19 protein-coding genes and 1 tRNA gene are annotated in these 18,194 nt (G+C 65.5%); 10 read left to right on the top strand and 10 right to left on the bottom strand.

Features of this window, described 5'->3' with window-relative positions; all coding sequences use genetic code 11:
- Positions 1–19: 19 nt before the first annotated feature.
- Positions 20–1,003, bottom strand: a complete 984-nt coding sequence (locus tag ASF31_RS02240; protein WP_156355827.1) for a DUF4007 family protein — start codon at positions 1,001–1,003, stop codon at positions 20–22.
- 86 nt (positions 1,004–1,089) lie between these two features.
- On the opposite strand from ASF31_RS02240, the gene ASF31_RS02235 reads away from it, so the two are divergent.
- Positions 1,090–2,232 carry a cysteine desulfurase family protein gene (locus ASF31_RS02235; protein WP_055753113.1) on the top strand — a complete coding sequence of 381 codons (1,143 nt, stop codon included), beginning with the start codon at positions 1,090–1,092 and terminating at the stop codon, positions 2,230–2,232.
- A 113-nt stretch (positions 2,233–2,345) separates the two neighbouring features.
- Positions 2,346–3,020, top strand: coding sequence for a hypothetical protein (locus ASF31_RS02230; RefSeq protein WP_156355826.1), 675 nt, complete (start codon positions 2,346–2,348; stop codon positions 3,018–3,020).
- Between the two features lie 28 nt (positions 3,021–3,048).
- On the opposite strand, the gene ASF31_RS14195 is transcribed toward ASF31_RS02230, so the two are convergent.
- From ASF31_RS14195 to ASF31_RS14900, 3 genes are all read right to left on the bottom strand, one after another.
- Entirely contained in the window at positions 3,049–4,098 is a 1,050-nt protein-coding gene (locus tag ASF31_RS14195; RefSeq protein ID WP_200918531.1) for a DUF2779 domain-containing protein, read from the bottom strand.
- A 15-nt stretch (positions 4,099–4,113) separates the two neighbouring features.
- Positions 4,114–4,572 (bottom strand): hypothetical protein, encoded by a 459-nt coding sequence (locus ASF31_RS14595; RefSeq protein WP_200918530.1) that lies wholly within the window; start codon positions 4,570–4,572, stop codon positions 4,114–4,116.
- A gap of 789 nt (positions 4,573–5,361) precedes the next feature.
- Positions 5,362–5,667, bottom strand: coding sequence for a nucleotidyltransferase domain-containing protein (locus ASF31_RS14900; protein ID WP_156355825.1), 306 nt, complete (start codon positions 5,665–5,667; stop codon positions 5,362–5,364).
- A 535-nt stretch (positions 5,668–6,202) separates the two neighbouring features.
- Between ASF31_RS14900 and ASF31_RS02210 the strand changes: the two genes are divergently transcribed.
- Positions 6,203–6,397, top strand: a complete 195-nt coding sequence (locus ASF31_RS02210) for a hypothetical protein (protein ID WP_156355824.1) — start codon at positions 6,203–6,205, stop codon at positions 6,395–6,397.
- The gene (locus ASF31_RS02205) at positions 6,394–7,470 is read left to right on the top strand and encodes a tyrosine-type recombinase/integrase (RefSeq protein ID WP_055753108.1); all 1,077 of its coding nucleotides are present in this window, start codon (positions 6,394–6,396) and stop codon (positions 7,468–7,470) included. Before ASF31_RS02210 ends, ASF31_RS02205 begins: the two co-directional genes overlap by 4 nt.
- Before the next feature lie 28 nt (positions 7,471–7,498).
- Here the strand turns inward: ASF31_RS02205 and ASF31_RS02200 are convergent.
- Positions 7,499–7,588, bottom strand: a tRNA-Ser gene (locus ASF31_RS02200).
- A gap of 139 nt (positions 7,589–7,727) precedes the next feature.
- Between ASF31_RS02200 and msrA the strand changes: the two genes are divergently transcribed.
- The 6 genes from msrA to ASF31_RS02170 all read left to right on the top strand — a co-directional run bounded on the left by msrA (position 7,728) and on the right by ASF31_RS02170 (position 15,319).
- A complete protein-coding gene (msrA, locus tag ASF31_RS02195; RefSeq protein WP_055753107.1) occupies positions 7,728–8,378 on the top strand; it encodes a peptide-methionine (S)-S-oxide reductase MsrA in 651 nt (216 codons plus the stop codon).
- Between the two features lie 71 nt (positions 8,379–8,449).
- Positions 8,450–9,772 carry a VOC family protein gene (locus ASF31_RS02190; protein ID WP_082464968.1) on the top strand — a complete coding sequence of 441 codons (1,323 nt, stop codon included), beginning with the start codon at positions 8,450–8,452 and terminating at the stop codon, positions 9,770–9,772.
- An 86-nt stretch (positions 9,773–9,858) separates the two neighbouring features.
- On the top strand, positions 9,859–11,706 hold the full coding sequence (locus ASF31_RS02185) for an acyltransferase family protein (RefSeq protein WP_235551220.1): 1,848 nt from the start codon (positions 9,859–9,861) through the stop codon (positions 11,704–11,706).
- 153 nt (positions 11,707–11,859) lie between these two features.
- Positions 11,860–13,824: a glucans biosynthesis glucosyltransferase MdoH gene (gene mdoH / locus ASF31_RS02180; protein WP_055753104.1), complete on the top strand. Its 1,965-nt coding sequence runs from the start codon at positions 11,860–11,862 to the stop codon at positions 13,822–13,824.
- A 111-nt stretch (positions 13,825–13,935) separates the two neighbouring features.
- The gene (locus ASF31_RS02175; RefSeq protein ID WP_055753103.1) at positions 13,936–14,253 is read left to right on the top strand and encodes a hypothetical protein; all 318 of its coding nucleotides are present in this window, start codon (positions 13,936–13,938) and stop codon (positions 14,251–14,253) included.
- Between the two features lie 79 nt (positions 14,254–14,332).
- Entirely contained in the window at positions 14,333–15,319 is a 987-nt protein-coding gene (locus ASF31_RS02170; RefSeq protein ID WP_055753102.1) for an SDR family oxidoreductase, read from the top strand.
- Positions 15,320–15,360: 41 nt separating this feature from the next.
- Here the strand turns inward: ASF31_RS02170 and ASF31_RS02165 are convergent, their stop codons facing one another.
- The 5 genes from ASF31_RS02165 to ASF31_RS02145 form a co-directional block, all read right to left on the bottom strand.
- Positions 15,361–15,645: a GNAT family N-acetyltransferase gene (locus ASF31_RS02165; protein ID WP_052689639.1), complete on the bottom strand. Its 285-nt coding sequence runs from the start codon at positions 15,643–15,645 to the stop codon at positions 15,361–15,363.
- Between the two features lie 66 nt (positions 15,646–15,711).
- Positions 15,712–16,095, bottom strand: coding sequence for a hypothetical protein (locus ASF31_RS02160; protein WP_055753101.1), 384 nt, complete (start codon positions 16,093–16,095; stop codon positions 15,712–15,714).
- A 10-nt stretch (positions 16,096–16,105) separates the two neighbouring features.
- On the bottom strand, positions 16,106–16,762 hold the full coding sequence (locus tag ASF31_RS02155) for a hypothetical protein (RefSeq protein WP_055753100.1): 657 nt from the start codon (positions 16,760–16,762) through the stop codon (positions 16,106–16,108).
- A gap of 257 nt (positions 16,763–17,019) precedes the next feature.
- Complete coding sequence (folB, locus tag ASF31_RS02150) at positions 17,020–17,418, bottom strand: dihydroneopterin aldolase (RefSeq protein WP_200918529.1); 399 nt, start codon at positions 17,416–17,418, stop codon at positions 17,020–17,022.
- Positions 17,419–17,421: 3 nt separating this feature from the next.
- Positions 17,422–18,192 carry an SDR family oxidoreductase gene (locus ASF31_RS02145; protein WP_055753099.1) on the bottom strand — a complete coding sequence of 257 codons (771 nt, stop codon included), beginning with the start codon at positions 18,190–18,192 and terminating at the stop codon, positions 17,422–17,424.
- Between the last annotated feature and the right edge of the window lie 2 nt (positions 18,193–18,194).

The raw sequence follows: 18,194 nt of genomic DNA, 5'->3' as shown, positions 1-18,194 counted from the left end.
ATCCAGGCCTGGTCGTCCATCAAGCGGCCCTCGCCTGGCGCGTTTCGAACAGACCTCGCGCGATCGCCCAACGATCAAGGTCGAGGTCATGGGCGTAGATCTGGCGCATGCCCGACGACTCGTCCCACCGCAGCGCGCCGCCTGTCTGGGCTTCCATTCGCGCCAGCCTGTCGGCGACAGCTTCCTCATCGAGGAGGAAGACCTGACCCGGCGCGCCCCGTTCGAAGGTCAGAAAATCGACCGAACAGGTGCGACGCGCCGGATGGTAGGTCGACCAGAAATCGAGAAGGGCGAATAGAAAGACTGCGTCTGGCAGGGACGCCTTGGGGCCGCGTCGGAAGCGGAACACCTCGCCAACCCCGGCTTTTTGAATGAGGCCCAGCTCGGCGAGCGGCGATTCCAGACTGTCTTCAGCGGCCTTCTTGGCATTGGCCCCTCCCGCGAAATAGGTGCGCACGAGGCATTCGATGTCCCTGCGGACGGTGACATCGCTGATCTGTCGATCACTCAAGCGGCCTGATCCGCGCAGCTCGTCGCAGCGCCGATGCAGGCGGATCCGCATTAGTTCGCGGTCAAAACTCGGCTCGTGGAATTCATTGAAGGCCCAGTGCCAGGCCGTGGCCCGACCAGGCTTGGAGGCGAGCATCCAGTGCAGAAGCCACATGGATCCTGGGTGTTCGAGGTACGGATCGCCGCCGGCGCCGAAGAGTAGATCGCCGAGACGGCCGCGGGTGAGACGCATGGCCCGATCGCCGCTGTCTTCGATGGCCAAGACGTCGGTCGCTAGGGCCCAATGCCGAATCGAGAGCACCATGTTGCGGCCAACGCCGAAGGTGGCGATGGCGCTTTCCTCGTTGAAGACGGATCCGGGGGCGATACCCGCACTTTCTTCCGCCTTTACAGCGTCATAGGCCTTTTTCAGCCAGCCATGGCGCAGCGGGAAGGTCTCGTGACCGGCAAACTGCAGGCGGGCGCGGGGATCATCGAGAAGGCTAAGAGGCATGGCATCCACTGGTGATAGGTTCCAGTGGATGGACTGCGGTCAGGGATCGTGTCAACCTACTGGCGACCCTCACCAGTGGATGACCGATGTCGACGCTTGGCTATTTCGACTATCTCGGATCGACGCCGCTCGACCCTCGCGTCAGCGCCGTCATGCTCGAGGCGTGGGCCACGCCCGGCAATGCGAGCGCGCAGGATCACGCCTTCGGATGGCGAGCGGCCGAGACGGTAAGCGCCGCGCGGCGTGAGGTGGCGCAAGGTCTTGGGGCCCTCGAAGAGGAGATCGTCTTCACCTCCGGAGCGACTGAAGCCAACAATCTGATGCTCACCGGCGCGGCGCGTGCGGCGCCGTCATCGCGCCGCCGCCTGCTTGTTAGCCCGATCGAACACAAGTCGGTGCTCGCGCCCGCGCACGGCCTCGAGGCCGAGGGGTTCAGCTGCGAGTTCGTGACGCTTGATCGTTCCGGACGGGTGGATCTCGAGGCCTTCGAAGCGCAGCTCGACGACACGGTGGCGGTGGTGTCGATCATGGCAATCAACAACGAGATTGGCGTCATTCAAGACGTCGCGGCTTTGAGCCGCCTCACGGCTCAAGTGGGCACCTTCCTGCACGTCGACGCGACGCAGGCTCCTGCCGCCATGGCGGTTGATCTGCACACTTGGGGCTGCGACGGGGCGAGCCTGTCGGCGCACAAGATCTACGGGCCGGGCGGCGTGGGCGCCGCCTATATCAGCGACGTCGCGCCGTGGCGACCGCATGCGCTTGTCACCGGCGGCGGGCAAGAGAACGGCCTGCGGGCCGGCACGGTCCCGCAGGCGCTGTGTGCGGGGTTTGCCCGCGCGGTCGGCCTTCTTCAGACGCATGGCAACGCCGATCGGCACCACGCCGCACGGCTTCGATCTGAAGTCCTCAAGGTTCTGCGCCGTCATTTCGGCGAGGTGATCGAGACGGCGGCGGACGCACCGCGACATCCCGGCTGCCTGCATGTGCGACTGAAAACCGTGGATGCGGCGGACCTGCTGCTCAGGTTGCAACCGCGGATCGCCGCCGCCATCGGCTCCGCCTGCACCTCGGGCACGATCGGACCATCCCACGTTCTGCGCGCCCTTGGCTGGACGGACGCCGCCGCCGCCGAGGTCCTGCGGTTCTCGGTTGGTCGCTTTTCAACCGATCAAGACGTCGCCCTGCTCGACGAAACGCTCTCGAGCCTCCTTGCACGAGCGGCCTGACTTATCCGTCCCTGAGGCTCGACGTGCGCTATTGCGGAGCTAAGGTTGGTCAGCGTTCTGCAACCGCTCGCTGAGAGTGGGTTTACAAATCCCGCTGCGCTTTGGAGCTGCCGATGACCAATGTTTATGCCACCCCGGAAAAGGGGTTGATCCGGCGAGGCCTCGTGCACTTCGGGGTTGAGACGTTGCGGGCTCAAGGCTATTCGGTCCGTCGCTCTCCCGGCCACGGCGCGAGACAGGTCTACGAGGCGACCAAGGACGGCAAGACCCTGTTGGCGGCCGTTCGCACCTCGCAGGACACCTGGTTTGCCTTCCCTCGCTTGGCGGACGACAGCGGGTGGCTGACTCTTGATGATGTCGACTGGGTCTTGGTCGCCTCAGTCGACACACCGCATGAACCGACCCAAGCGCATGTTCACTGGATGCCGGCGGCCGATGTCAGACTGCGCTTCGACGCCGCGTATCGCGCGCGGCTCGCGGCGGGCAATGTCGTGCCTCTGGGTCGGGGTTTGTGGCTGTCCCTCTATGACCGGAACGCCCCCTCGCCTGTCAGTCATGTGGGCGGTGGCTTTGGCCTGGATTATCCCGCCATCGCGACACAGAGCATGACCGAGATTTTGGCGGCGATGCCGGAGTTCGAAGAGGCTATGGCTCCCGAGAGCATCGAGGCCCAGACCTTCGACGAAGAGACCGACACGCCGGCTTTTGATCTGCTTGAGGCCAAGCGGATGATCGCTCGCGCGCTCAATGTCCCGATTGAGGCCGTTCGGATCATCATCGAGGTTTGATGACGGGCCTTCAGAAGCACGCTGCGCGTCAATCGCTAATCAGGCGTCTGAGGAGAACAATCATCGCTTCGGTGTCGCGCTCGCAGTAGATCTCCAGACCCGCCTTGAGTTCAGCGCGCCGCTCAGCCGAGGTTCGAGGATCGGCCGCTTCGCGCCAGGCCTCCTGGGCGGCGGTGCCGTCCTTCACGGTGAGGCCCTCATAGCTCATGTCGGAGACCGTGGGCAGGACTGCCTTGATCGACCAGCTGCCGCGCTGATCGCGGTGATAGTAGTGGTTGCGGGCGACAGCGAGCAGGTCGACGATCTTGGCGGCGATGCCATGCAGCGAGGTCGCAAGATCGGGAAAGGCCTCTGCGAGCTCGACGACGCAGCGTCTTTCAAACGAGGCGTTGTAGGCGATCACCGAACCGCAACGCTCTGCGTCCAACAGGGCGACCAGGGCCTCGGCGCAGGCGCGACGCGGATCTTCTCCATCAATCGAGAGAAAGCCGGAATGTTCAACGCCGCCATCGAGGGCTTCGATGTGGCAGGAGAACTGAAACGGCACTTGCTGGAAGGCTTTCGTGCCCACCCACAACGGCGCTGCTGGGCCGACCGTTTCAAAATCGAGATAGGCGCGTGGCCATGCCCAGCCCCTGATCGCCTCGCGCGCGCCTTGGCGATCATGATAGGCGACCCCGGTGGCCGTGACCTCACGAATGCGCTCGTGGACGGGGTTCTTCAGCTGGCCTGCTGGCAGATCCGCCAGATCGAACAGGCCTTGGGTCGCGAAGCTCTCGGCCACCGTCTTTCCGGTGCGTGGCAGGAGGGAAATGGGCCAAACAGGATCCGCAGCCTCGTCACGGGCGCAATAACTCACGAACTCGCAGGCAAAGGGGTTCGAGCAGTGATCGCCCCGACCGAGCTGTGGCTCCGGTCCCGCCAGAACCGCGCGCGCCTCCTGGATTATGCGAGGCCGGTCCGCGATACGGTCAGACAAAAGCTCTAGGCGGTCGGCGTCAGTGAACAGCCCGCGGTAGTCGCCTTCCCGCTCGAGGCGAAAGCCGCTGGTGATGTGTCGGATCACCGCGCCCGTCACCGCTACGCCCGCCTGCTAGAGGACCCAGACCTGGGTCGCTAGATCGCCGAGATGGTAGTCTTTTACGCCGGCGGAACTCTTGACCTCTGCAATCAACCAGCCGTGGGCGGTCGGCTCGAGAACATCGACACGGACCAAGACGTTGTCGTGTTCGAAAGTGGCCTCAAAGATTGGTCGTGTAGCGTCCTCTTCCATGAGCGCCCGAGTGGTCGCCACCGCGGCGGCGAGATCCGGTTCCGCCTCAACCATAACGCCTGAACCCTGAAGCCGACAGGCGATCATCCCGACGACATGACCGGCGTCAAATCTCGCCTCGGCTCCTGAATCGACTTCGGCCAGCTCGGGTCGATGACGCGAGAGCCAGAGTTTTTTCGCACATTGCTCGAAGGCGGAGATCTTGGACTTGGAGAGTCCGAAGCGTGGTCCGGCTGCGCCCGCTTGCGGAGTATCTCTCGAGACGAAAGTTTCCGACATCGATCCGGCTAATTCCCGCTGCCTATGCTTTTAGACCCTGCATTCTGCCCAGGCCCTAAGTCAATTCGGGTCGCAGTGCGAACCCGGTCGCTACGACCGTAAAGCTTGTACCGCAAAGGTACGGGCTGGCGGTCGACGATTAGCCGGTCTGCGTTTCAGCATTATGAGAGCCTCGCTTGATCGCTTGTCCGAGAGCCTACCAAAGCCCGTTTCGGAGCAGCAGATTGTCCGTCCGTGTTTTGCCAGCGAGATCTGACCTCGAGCGCGATTGCCGCCGAGCTCAGGCTCCCGGACCGTCGAAGGCGAAGGCCGCGAAGATCGAACGCTTCAGGCGGCGCTGGCCGACAGAAACTGGCCAGAAGACGGAATGTAGGCTGAAAGAGACTGCCTAGAAGACAGACTGTAGCCAGACAGAGACTGCCTAGAGGACAGACTGTAGCCAGACAGAGACTGCCTAGAAGACAGAAAGCAGCCAGACAGAGACTGCCCACAAGACAGAATGCGTCCAGACGAACACTGGTCAGAAGACAAAATGCTGGCAGACAGAAACTGGTCAGAATACAGAATATATCCAGACTGAGATCGCCTGGAAGGCAGAATGCAGCCATATGGAAACTGTCCAGACGACAGACTTAAGACAAAAATAAATTGGCCTGAATACAGCTTTTACTCAGACCGAGACTGGCTCATAAGACATATTGCAGCCTGACAGAAACCTGACAACTCTCCCCGTGACCTATGCTAATACGATATCAGTAGCACTGAGGGGCCGGCATGCTGGGATATTTACTAGAAAATCTTTATCAAATCTCGCCGCACACGTTCGGCGATTTGAGGTCGAAGAGCGGCGAGCTCGACGAAATCAACCTTCGTCGACAATGCCTCTCCAAGCTCGCGCATTATTCGGGCTTGGTCGAGAAGCGAGAACCGCAGTTCCATTTCCTCGGCAACAGTAAAGGCGACGTCAACGTCGGACTCCGGCCCAAAGTCCCCCCTTGCCACTGATCCGAAAAGATAGAGGCCGGAAATCCCTTGCGATCGGAGTTCAGCCTCGCGACTGCGTAGAAGATCAACGATCTGTTCTCTTGACTCCATTCTCGCACCCTCCACGTTGCCCAAGCGTCAATAGGTATAAGCCCGGCTTCAAACAGAGATAAGCCGAGCCATGCGAAACAGCTTCCACGGTTGCCGTGTCGATGCCCGCTCCTTTCTTGGCTGCCTTGGACAAGCATTGCTGCTCCAAATAGGAGCAATATAGGCGAACATAGGCGACATTAGGCGATAAGCTTCGAAGCGATTGATGAGTTTATTCGTTGACTAGCCAGGTCGATACGAAAACACCTGGGAAACTTCTCGTGCGCAAATAATCTAGCGTCAGATGCCGTTCAGCCACGGATAACCGTTCGGTTAGCCCATGCCGTTGTGCGACATCGCAGACACACTCGGCTAATAACATTCGTCATCAGTTCTCGCCTAATATCTCTTGGAGTTACGAGGCAGGATATGCGTTGCGGGCCTACTTTTGTTTCTTACTCGCCCACTCGACGAAAATCGGTCGTTTCGACCGCTTGAGCGGTGCTGCCGCACCTGACTAACGTTGCTCGAAAGCGACGTGAAATCGGAGGCATCGGTGGCGAAGCAGGCTATTGTTCGAAAGGCGGATCTGCGCCGGGTCATCGACACCCTGCGCGAACGCGGCGTGCCCCTGGGCTCGCTTGAAATCCTGCCTGGAGGCGAGGTCCGTCTAAACGTCGGCGCCCCCGGCCAGGCACCGGCCAATGATTTTGATACGGAGATCCGATCTTGGGACGAGGCCTTGGGTTGATCGGCTTTCCGAACGTCAACGCCTTCAAGGACCGGCACGGCAAGATCCGCTACCGCTATCGGCGTACGGGTCAGAAGGACGTCTATCTGCATGGCGTGCCCGGCTCCCCGCAGTTCGCCGCCGAATACGAGGCAGCCTGCTCGGGGCGGACGACCACGCTGACGCCCGGTGCCCACCGGACCGCGCCTGGTACCATCAACGCCCTGGCCGTCGCCATCTACGCCTCGGCCGAATGGCGGCAGCTGTCGAAGTCCACCCAGGCTACCTATCGCGGCATCATCGAGCGGCTTCGCACCGACTACGGCCACGGCTCGGTGCGGGCGCTCCAGGCGCAGCACATCCTGAAAATGCGCGACAAGAAGGCCGACGCGCCGACGGCGGCGAACAATCTGGTCAAGGTGGTGCGGTGGATGCTGGCCTTCGCGGTCGCCCGGCAATGGCGCGCGGACAATCCCGCTATCGGTATCAAGCCGCTCAAGATCGTCTCAGCAGGTTTCCCGGCCTGGACCGAGGATGACATCGCCGCCTTCGAGCAGCACTGGCCTGTGAGCTCCAGGGAGCGGCTGGCCTTTGATCTGCTCCTCTACACCGCCCAGCGGTCCGGCGACGTGCGCAAGATGGGCCGCCAGCACATCCATGGCACTGCCATCCTGGTCCGGCAGGAAAAGACCAAGGCCTTCCTCGAACTGCCGATCCACCCTCGCCTCGCCGCCTCGCTGGAGACAGTGCCGAGCGGGCAGATGCTGTTTCTCGTCACTCAGAGCGGTGCGGGCTTCACTGCGGGCGGCTTCGGCAACTGGTTCCGCGACGCCTGCCGCGAGGCAGGAATCACGGATCGCTCCGCCCACGGCCTGAGAAAATCCGCCGCGACGCGTCTGGCCGACGCTGGATGCACCGAGGCTCAGATCAAGGCGGTCACCGGTCACCAGACCTCGAAAGAAGTCGAGCGATACACCAAGGCGCGGGATCAAAAGCGGCTCGCGAAAGACGCCTTCGCCTTGATCGGCGGCACCCAAGGCGAACAAATTTTGGCTAACCCGACCGGGAAGTTAGCCAAACAGGTCAACAACTAGCTGGAATCAAAGGAGATCGTCATGCGGGTGGCGGACAGAGAGGGATTCGAACCCTCGGTAGGCTTTCACCTACACACGCTTTCCAAGCGTGCGCGATCGACCACTCCGCCACCTGTCCGTTTCACGCTGCGTCTTGCGCGCCGCCGGAGGTCGATCCGGCGGGAGGCGGGCCTGATAGAACACCCTCGCCCCCTCGGCAAGCGCCTCTCGCATCCCCATATGGACTTCAACGTCATTTTCCGATGAGGGAGCCCCAAATGCTGTTCAAGAAGACTGCCGAAATGCCCACGCCCGAGACCGCCCTGCCCGGCCGCGCCGAGCCGCTGGACACCGATGTGAACCACTATGTCAGCGGCAACCCGCTGAAAGGGCCCTATCCCGACGGTTTCCAGACCGCCATCTTCGGCATGGGCTGTTTCTGGGGCGTGGAGCGCATCTTCTGGCAGTTGCCGGGCGTCTGGGTGACCTCGGCCGGCTATTCCGGCGGCATCACGCCCAACCCGACCTATGAGGAGACCTGCACCGGCCGGACGGGTCATACCGAGGTGGTGAAGGTCGTGTTCGACCCGAGCGTCATCACCTACGCCGAACTGCTGAAGGCCTTCTGGGAGAACCACGACCCGACCCAGGGCATGCGCCAGGGCAACGACATCGGCACCACCTATCGCTCGGCCATCTACACGCTGAACGCCGATCAGCAGGCCGAAGCCGAGGCGTCACGCGACGCCTATCAGACCGCCCTGACCAAGTCGGGCCGCGGGACGATCACCACCGAGATCGAACCGGCGGGCGACTATTTCTACGCCGAGGGCTATCACCAGGGCTATCTGGCCAAGAACCCAGCCGGATACTGCGGCATCGGCGGGACCGGCGTGGTCTGCCCCATCGGGGTCGGCGTCGACGCCTGACCCCTGCGACGGCCGCCGGGTTTCAACCGGCGGCCAGTCGGCCTATGGATCGGCGAAAAATGGGAGCGCTCATGTCCGCCTTCGTCCATCCTGACGAGATCCGCAGCCGGTTTTCGGCCGCCCTGTCCGCCATGTACCGGGCCGAGGTGCCGCAATACGGCGACCTGCTGACGCTGGTGGCGGACATCAATGCGCAGACGTTAAAGGCGGATGCCGGCAGCGCCGACCGGCTGGCGGCGTCCGGCGAACTGGCGCGTCTGTCGGAGGAACGCCACGGCGCCATCCGCCTCGGCACGGCCGATGAATTGGCCACGATCGCGCGCGCCTTTGCGGTGATGGGGATGGAGCCGGTCAGCTATTACAACCTGGCCCCCGCCGGGGTGCCGGTCCATTCGACCGCCTTCCGTCCCGTCGATCCGGCGGCCCTGGCGCGCAATCCGTTCCGGGTCTTCACCTCGCTGCTGCGGCTGGAGCTGATCGAGGACGAAGCCTTGCGCGCGGAAGCGGCCGAGACGCTGGCCCGCCGCGACATCTTCACCCCCGGCGCGCGTGACCTGATCGCGACGGCGGAGACGGCCGGCGGTCTGGACGAGGCTCAGGCCGATCGTTTCGTGTCAGAGCTGCTGGAGACCTTCCGCTGGCACGCCCAGGCGACCGTCAGCGCCGAGACCTACGAACGGCTGGTCGCCGCCCACCGACTGATCGCCGATGTGGTCAGCTTCAAAGGGCCGCACATCAACCACCTGACGCCTCGCACGCTGGATATCGACGCGGCCCAGGCCGCCATGCCCGCACGCGGCATTTCACCCAAAGAAACCATCGAGGGCCCGCCCGCCCGCGCCTGTCCGATCCTGCTGCGCCAGACCAGCTTCAAGGCATTGCAGGAGGCGATCACCTTCCCCGGCGCCGACGGCCCCACGGCGGGCGCCCACACCGCCCGCTTCGGCGAGATCGAACAGCGCGGCTGCGCCCTGACCCCCGCCGGTCGCGCCCTGTATGACGAGGCCCTGGCGAAGAAGGACTTCTCGGCCCTGCCCGATGACTGGGACACGCTGCGCCGCGCAGACCTGGCCTGGTTCCGCTATCGCGCGACGCCTGAGGGGCTGGCCGTCCGCGCCGAGACTGCCGACCTGGACGCCCTGATCGCCTCGGGCCACGTGATCGCCGAACCCATCACCTACGAAGACTTCCTGCCTGTCAGCGCCGCCGGCATCTTCCAGTCCAACCTGGGATCGGAGGCCCGCGAAACCGCCTATGCCGTCGATCCCGCCAAGGCCGATTTCGAACAGGCGTTGGGCCGCTCGGTCCAAGACGAGATGGCCCTGTACCGCGCTGAACAGGACGCCTCGATCACAGCGACGCTGAAGGCCTTGGGCCTGACGGAGATGGTCTAGTCCGTTCAACCGGATGCGGGGCTGGCGGCGCCCCGCGTCCATCCGGCGTCTTGCCTGATCCGCGTCCCCGGATCATAGACGCGGCCGTGAACCCGCCCGCTTCCCAGACCCAGCGCCGTTACGATCTCGACTGGATCCGTGTCGGCGCCTTCGGCCTGTTGATCCTGTATCATGTGGGCCTGGTTTACGGGGTCTATGACTGGCACATCCACAGCGCCCACACCTTCGAGTGGATGCGCGAGGCGATCCTGGTCACCAATCCCTGGCGGCTGACCCTGCTGTTTCTGGTGTCCGGCGCCGCCCTGCGGTTCATGACGTTCCGGCGCACCCCGCGCGAGGTCGCTCGCGCCCGGTTCGAGCGGCTGGTCCCGCCCCTGATCTTCGGCGCCCTGGTTCTGGTGCCGATCCAGTCCTGGATCGAATCGATGGACAAGGGCGGCTGGCCCGGCGGCGTCGCCGGCTTCGTCGCCTGGCTGGGCCATGAGTTCAGTTGGAGCGGTCTCGCCGACGGCGTACCGGTCAACCATCTGTGGTTCATCGTCTATATCGCCGTCTACAGCCTGATCGCCGTCGTCCTGTGGCGTCAGCCCGGCCTGATCGAGCGCTTGGGCAATGGGCTGGAAAAGGCGCTGACAGGCCCGCGCCTGCTGATCCTGCCGATCCTCTATCTCTTCGCCATCCGGTGGCTGCTCTTTCCCTGGTTCGGCCTGACCAACACCCTGCACAACGACTGGTACAATCACGCCCTGTCGCTGGTCGCCTTCCTGTTCGGCTTCAGCATCGTGGGGCGTGAGAGCCTGTGGCGCACGATGGAGCGGTATCGCTGGATCGCCCTGGTCCTGGCGGCCGTCGCCCTGCCGATCATGATGGTCCAGGTCTGGCATCCCGGCGCGCGGGCCTTCTGGGGCGTGCCCAAGGCCGCCGTTTACGGCGTCGACCAATGGGCGGTGATCGTCGCCATCCTGGGCTTCGGCTATCGCCATCTGCGCGACCGGGGCGGCCCTGCGCTCAACTATCTGACGCAGGCGACCTTTCCCCTCTATCTGGCGCACCAGACGGTGCTGGTCGCGGCCGTCTGGATCATCCGCCCGGCGAACCTGCCGGCGCCGATCGAACTGCTGTCCCTGATCGCCGTCACCTTCGTAGGCAGCCTGGCGATCTATGAGGTCGTGCGGCGCATCCCGGCCATTCGCCCCTTGTGGGGGCTGAAGCCCTTAGACGGCAGGCCCTGGCCGCTGGACCTCCAGGCCCTGCTGAAACCGCAGCTTCGCTATCACCGCCGTCGTCGGCTGCTGGGCGTGGGCGTCGCCGCGCCGCTTCTGGCCCTGACGGTGGTTGCGGTGGCCATCCTCGCCTACCCCGGGTTCAACAATGCGACCCAGTATCTCAGCGAACTGGGCGGGGCGACGGCCAAGGCGCCGATCATCTTTAACGGCGGGGTCTTCGTCGCCGGCGTCATGGCCGGGCTGGCGGGAATCGGCTTTGGTCTGGCCATCTACGCCCTGACCGGCGCGCGGGTCGCGGCTTGGGTCATCGCCATCGTCTTCATCCTGGCCGGCGGCGGCATGTCGGCCTCCACCCTGTGGCCCTGGCCCGATCCGCGCCACATGGTCATCAACCTGGCCCTGGGCATTCAGCTGGCGCCGATGCTGCTGCTGTGGGGCCTGGCCAAACGCCGCGACCTGCCGCGCCTGAAGCTCTTCCTCGCCGTCACCTTCGTCGTCATGGCGATCCTGACGGTCCTGACCAAGCACCTCGTCTTCCCCGGCACGGTCAACGACGCCAACGTCGGCTGGTGGGAGCGTCTGTACGCCATCGTCCTGGTCTGCTGGGTAGGGGTTGCAGCCTGGGTGCTGGATCGTAAACTGCTGTCGGTCGCCACGGAGTCGCCGCACGGCCGCCCGGCTTCCGCCCGGTTCGACGTTCCGGCCTGACTTCACCCCCACATTTTTTGGTTTCATCAACATTGCGTGATTGAAAATCGCGCGAATGTGATCGATTATGCAGGTCGTGTTGCAGTGCAGCACTCCGCGTCGTCCCCAGCCCTCGGGACGACATCCGGTTCACTCGGGGGCGTCCAGAGCGGCATGAACAAGCTGGCGATCCGGCCTGTCGAACAGGCTGAAATCGAGACGACGATCCACGGCGCGCAAACGCCTAGCTGGTCGTGGCTGCCCGACGAGGCGCCGCTGGCCATGCCGGTCCAGTCCCTGTCCGCGCCCGACGCCGTCGCCGACGTAACGCCCGCGACCTCGCCGCGCACGGTCGCGACGCGTCGCCTGGCCCTGCTGGCCGGCACCATCGTCCTGACTGGCCTGTCGGCCATCACGCCCTTCTACCTCTATGCCCGCAAGGGTTGGGACGGCACCGAGATCCTGGCCTTCAGCCTGTTCATGGTCCTGATCACCGCCATCTCCTGCTGGTTCGTCAGCGGTCTGATGGGCCTGTTCGTCATGCTGCGCGGCAAGGATCAGGCGGACCTCGCCTTCTCGCCGCATCCGCCGATGCCACGCACCCGCACCGCCCTGCTGATGCCGCTGTACAACGAGGACGCCCGTTCGTCCTTCGCGCGCCTGTCCCAGATCGATTCCTGCCTGGCGCGTCTGGGCGCCTCGTCGGCCTTCGACATCTTCGTGCTGAGCGACTCGACCAAGGAAGACGCCGCCGCCGCCGAGCGTTCGGTGTTCCAGTCGTTCCGCATGGCCGCCAACTCCAAGGCCTTCTATCGCCGCCGCACCGACAATGCCGAGCGCAAGGCCGGCAACCTGGCCGAATGGGTCCGTCGTTTCGGCGGCGCCTATGAGAACATGATCGTTTTGGACGCCGACAGCACCATGGCCGGCGAGACCCTGCTGCGTATGGTCGACGCCATGGAGCGCAATCCCGGCGTCGGCCTGATCCAGACCGCCCCGGTCATCATCAAGGCCCGCACCATCTTCGCGCGCGTGTCGCAGTATTCGGTGCGCCTGTACGGCCGCGTCGCCGCTGCCGGACTGGCCTACTGGACTGGTTCGGAATCCAGCTACTGGGGCCACAACGCCATCATCCGCACGCGCGCCTTCGCCGCCTGCTGCGGCCTGCCGCACCTGAAGGGCAGGAAGCCCTTCGGCGGTCACATCATGAGCCATGACGTCGTCGAGGCCGCCCTGATGCGCCGCGCCGGCTGGGCCGTCCACGTCACCGCCTCGCTGGACGGATCGTGGGAAGAGACCCCGCCGTCGATCACCGACTTCATCCGCCGCGACCACCGCTGGTTCCAGGGCAACCTGCAGCACCTGGGCCTGATCACGGCCAAGGGCCTGTCGCCGATGAGCCGCCTTCAGCTGCTGATGGGCTGCATGGCCTATCTGTCGTCGCCGCTGTGGCTGGCGTCGCTGATGGTCGGACTGTTCATCCAGATGTTCTATCCGGTCGACTGGACCAGCTTCTTCTACATCCTGAACCCCCAGTTCACGCCCTTCATGCTGGCCTCCTTCCTGTCCGGCGTGCTGCTGATCGGACCCAAGTTCATGGGCGCCGCCCTGGTCCTCAGCCGTCCGGCCGAGCTGCGCGCCTTCGGCGGCCGTCGCGCCATCGCCAAGGGCATGGCGGCCGAAATCGCCCTGTCCGCGATCCTGGCCCCCATCCTGATGGTCGCCAACACCAAGGCCTTCATCCAGATCGTCTCGGGCCACGACACCGGCTGGTCGACCCAGCAGCGCGAGGCCGACGGCCTGGCCTGGTCCGACGCTTTCCGCGCCATGCGCTGGCAGATGATCGCCGGCGTCGGCTTCCTGATTCCGCTGGCGGTTCGTCCCGACCTGGCCACTTGGTTCGCCCCGATCGTCCTGCCGCTGCTGCTGGCCGCCCCGATCACCGTCTGGACCTCGCGCGTCAGCTCGGGCGATAAGCTGGCCGCCAAGGGCTATCTGGTCACCCCGGTTCAGGACGGCGTCAGCGTTTCGCCAGCCGTCCTGCACACACCGCGCTCGCCGCTGCGTGCGGTCGCCGGCGGCGTCCTGGCCCCCGTCGCTGCGCCTGCGATGGTCCCGGCACGGGCACCCGAGCGGTAATCGACCGATGCGTGGCGGCCACAGTGTCGCCACAACCGTTACAGCAACGCTCGACGTCAATCTCGATCGGCCTCACCCTAGGCTCCTGTCGTTTGCGGGAGACGTGATTCCATGGCCAAATCCACCGGTTCCGACGCCAAGCCTGACCTGCGGCTCGTCGCGGCCGAGGCCGAGATCTACGACCTGATGAAAGCGCCCGAAACCACCGCCGACCGCGTCAAACGCCTTCAGCTGGAAGCCCACGCCCTGGCGTTGGAAGAAATCGAAGGTCTGGAGCGTCTGCTGCTCGAAGCCGCCGCCAAGGCCAAGGCCATCGCCGACGGCGGCGACGCCTATCCGGTCGGCGCCCGCGAGATCGCCTCGCGTCTCGCCGCCGATCTGCCGACCAAGGCCGAGACCATCAAGACCATCGTCCACCGCGTCGGCTGAAAAAACCGAAGCTGGGCCGTCGGAACGACCCGCCCGCCCGTCCGCTTTCCTGAGGACCCCATCTTCAGGAGACGACCCCATGGACGACCGGACCCACGCGCGCGCCGAAGACATCGCCGATCAGGAACGCGCCATCCAGCGCGACATCGACGCAAAGGACAAGGCGTCCGGCGATGACAAGCCGTCCGGCGCGATGCAGGCCGGCGCCCGCCCCTACCCCGAACCGCCCTTCCCCAAACAACATCAGACCAAGCCCGGCGACGAGGCCGCGCTCGATCCCGCGCCGATGTACGACGCCCCCTTCTGGAAGGGCTCGGGCAAGCTGGACGGGTTCGCCGCCCTGATCACCGGCGCGGATTCCGGCATCGGCCGCTCGGTCGCCGTCCTGTTCGCGCGCGAAGGCTGCGACGTCGTCATCTGCCACCTGGACGAGGACGCCGACGCCGAGACCACCAAGGCCGCCGTCGAGGCCGAGGGTCGCCGCGCCGTGGTGCTGAAGGGCGACGTCTCCGACCCCGCCTTCGCCGAGATGGCGGTCAAGGCGACGCTGGACGCCTTCGGCCGCCTGGATGTCCTGGTCCCCAACGCCGCCTTCCAGGAGCACGTCCCCGCCTTCGAGGACCTGACCTACGAGCATTTCGACCGCACGCTGAAGACCAATCTCTACGGCTATTTCAACATGACCAAGGCGGCGGTCCCGCACATGAAGGCCGGCGGGGCCATCGTCATGACCGGCTCGGTCACCGGTCTGATGGGCAATAAGGACCTGCTGGACTATTCCCTGACCAAGGGCGGCATCCACGCCTTTGCCCGTTCGCTGGGCACGCATCTGGCGCCGCGCGGCATTCGCGTGAACGTCGTCGCCCCCGGCCCGGTCTGGACCCCGCTGAACCCCGCCGACAAGGATGCCGAGGCGACCTCAAAGTTCGGCGCTGACACGGTGATGAAACGCCCGGCCCAGCCCGAAGAGATCGCGCCCGCCTACGTCTTTCTGGCCTCGCCCCAGATGTCCAGCTTCATCACCGGCGAGATCCTGCCGATCATCGGCGGCTACGCCGGCGGCTGAACCGAAACCGCCGCCCTGCGGTCGCAGGGCGGCGGCATCGCCTAGGCTAGCACGTCGTCGTAATCGGGGTGCCGCTTGTGCCAGGCGACGGCGTAGCTGCAACGGGGGAATAGCTTCAGCCCCGTCTGGCGCGCATGATCGGCCAGCGACTGCATGAACCGCCCCGCCGCGCCCGATCCGCGCAGCGACGGCTCGGCCTCGACATGCAGGATGATCCGCGCATCGCCCTTCACAGCATAGTCGGCCCAGACCAAGCCCGCGCCCTTGTCGTCGTCGAACGCCTGTTCGAACCGGTTGTCGCCTTCGACGTCCTTGAACTGTCCCATCGGGTTCTCCTTTGACGGATCAACCGCCAGGGCCGCGGGGACGTTCCCTTAGCGTCAGATCGGCCCTTAGATCGGCTTGTCGTTCAGCAGGTTCAGCAGGCCGATCACGCTCTTGATCGTGAACCAGACGCTCAACAGGAACCACGCCAGCAGGAACAGCAGCAGGAAGGGAATGCCGATCAGCACGACCGAGGCCACCGCGCTGATCGCGATGCCGACCCAGGCCGCGATGGTCCACCAGAACACCGACCAGAACAGCCGGATCTGCGCCTCGATATGCTGGCGCGCCACGCCCGTCGCCGTCCCGCGCGTCACATAGGACACCACCAGCCCGACCAGCACCAGCACGTTCGCGCTGGGGATCGACAGGATGAACAGCGCCCAGGCGATCAGCGCCCCGACCTTGCCCTCGGACGGCTGTCCGGCGATGAAATTGGGTTCGTTCGTCATCGTCGATCCTTCAGAACAACAGGCTGCGGGGGTGAGGAACGGCCTGCCCGCTCTTCAGTTTCAGCACCCCGAAGGCGCCGCGCGCCAGAACCCAGATCGCCAGGGCGAACAGCACCAGCACGCCGATGTTGACCACGATCAGAAGGCCCCCCACGACCGCCGCCCCGACGGCGCCGACGATGGTGCGTTGCTGATAGACGGCGTGGCTGTGCTCCAGTTGATCCGTCGCCCCGTCGCGCCGCATCACCGCCAGCAGGGCCACCAGGCACGACACGCCCAGCGTCGGCACCGCCAACAGGATCAGCACATAGATCGCATACAGCCGCATCGGCACGACCGGTCCTTCGCGGCGCGGCGCGGCCTCGGCCGTCAGACGCTGGCGCACCGCGCGCACGGCCGGCGCCGGCTCGGCCTCGACAGGCGTCGGCTCGGAGCGGGGCGGAAACGGCGCCGTCGGCCGGGTCGTCGGGCCAGACCGGTCGAAAGGCCCCGGCTCGGGCGGGTCGAACAGGTCTGGTTCGCGCTCCTCGGCGGTAAACGGCTCCGGCTGGCGCTCACGCGCACGGCCCGCCAGCGACGCAGGCGAGACGAAGCCGACCTCGGCGTCATGATCGTGGTCGTGATCGCGGGGCGCTGCTGGGTCTTTCGGATCGCCGGGTTCGGCCATGAACAACGCTTCTGTCACGCCGGACGCCCGGCTGGAATCTGGCGACGACAATGGCGGTCGGGCCGTTCGGACGCAACCTAGCTTTCGTCATCCTCCGGGCCGCGAAGCGGAACCGGGGGACCCAGCGGCGCCGAAGGCGATCTTGCCACCGCACGATGTTAAAGCGCCTGCTTTCGCGACAGGTTCGCGCTCTCGCGCGCCGCTGGGTCCCCCGGTCTCGCTACGCTCGCCGGAGGATGACGAAAGAAAGCTGAAGACTACCGCCCCAGCACGATCTCGCAGCCCGGCGCCGCCACCGCCGCCAGGGCGCCCGGCTTTTCGATCCGCACCGTGGCGCGCTGCACCCGGCCGTCCTCCAGGCACGCCCGCGCCAGCCGTTCGGCGAAGGTCTCGACCAGCCCCACATGCCCCTCGGCGGCGATGGCGCGCGCGGCGTCCGCCACGGTCTCATAGTTGATGGTGTCGCCCAGCCGCTCGATCGGGCGCGGCGCCAGCTCCAGCGTCACATCAATCACCAGCCGCTGCAGCCGCCCCTGCTCGTGATCATAGACCCCGATCCCGGCCTCGACCTCCAGCCCGCGCACGAACACGCTCAGCCGCTCGAAACGCAGCGGATCGTCCGCCGGAGCCGGCGTCGCCAGAGGAGAGGAAACCACGCGCTACTCCTGGATGTCGGGGGTGCGCCAGGCCAGATGCTGGCCCCCGTCGACGGCGATCATCTGGCCCGTGACCATCCGGGCGTCAATCAGCCACAGCACCGCCTCGGCCACCGCCTCGGGGCTGCCGGGCGTTTCCAGCAGGGTGGCGCGCGCTTCGGCGGCGAACTCTTCGGGCGTCTGGTGGATGGACGGCAGGGTCGGCCCCGGCCCCACCCCGTTGACCCGGATGCCCGGCGCCAACGCCTGGGCCAGGGTCTGGGTCGCCCACCACAGGCCATTGCGCGACAGGCTGTAGGAGAAGAAGCGCGGATCCGGCTTCAGCACCTTCTGGTCCAGCAGATTGACGATGGCCCCCTCCACGGCTTGCGCCGCGAACGCCTCGGCCAGCACGATCGGCGCCCTCAGATTGGTGTCGAGATGCAGGTCCCAGCTGTCGCGCGTCAGCTCGCCGATCCGGTCGTCCTCGAACACCGAGGCGTTGTTGACCAGCACGCTGACCGGCCCCAGGGCCTCGACCGCCGCAGGGATCAGCGCCCGCACCCTGGCCTCGTCCGTCAGATCCGCCTGCAACAGGCACGCGCGCCGTCCCAGGCCCGCGATCTCGTCGGCCAGGGTCCGGGCGTCGTCGCCCGACGCATGATGATGGATCGCCACGTCGAACCCGGCCTGGGCCAGCTTCAGACAGATGGCCCGCCCGATCCGCCGCGCCCCGCCCGTGATCAGGGCGACGCCGCGCCCCGGATGGGACGCGGGCGTGCTCGTCTCAGTCAACC

Origin of the sequence: Brevundimonas sp. Leaf280, from assembly GCF_001422455.1 — a bacterium.
In the GTDB taxonomy this organism is placed as follows: domain Bacteria; phylum Pseudomonadota; class Alphaproteobacteria; order Caulobacterales; family Caulobacteraceae; genus Brevundimonas.
Note: the sequence above shows the minus strand (reverse complement) of the source record. Positions and strands in the feature narration are given on the sequence as shown.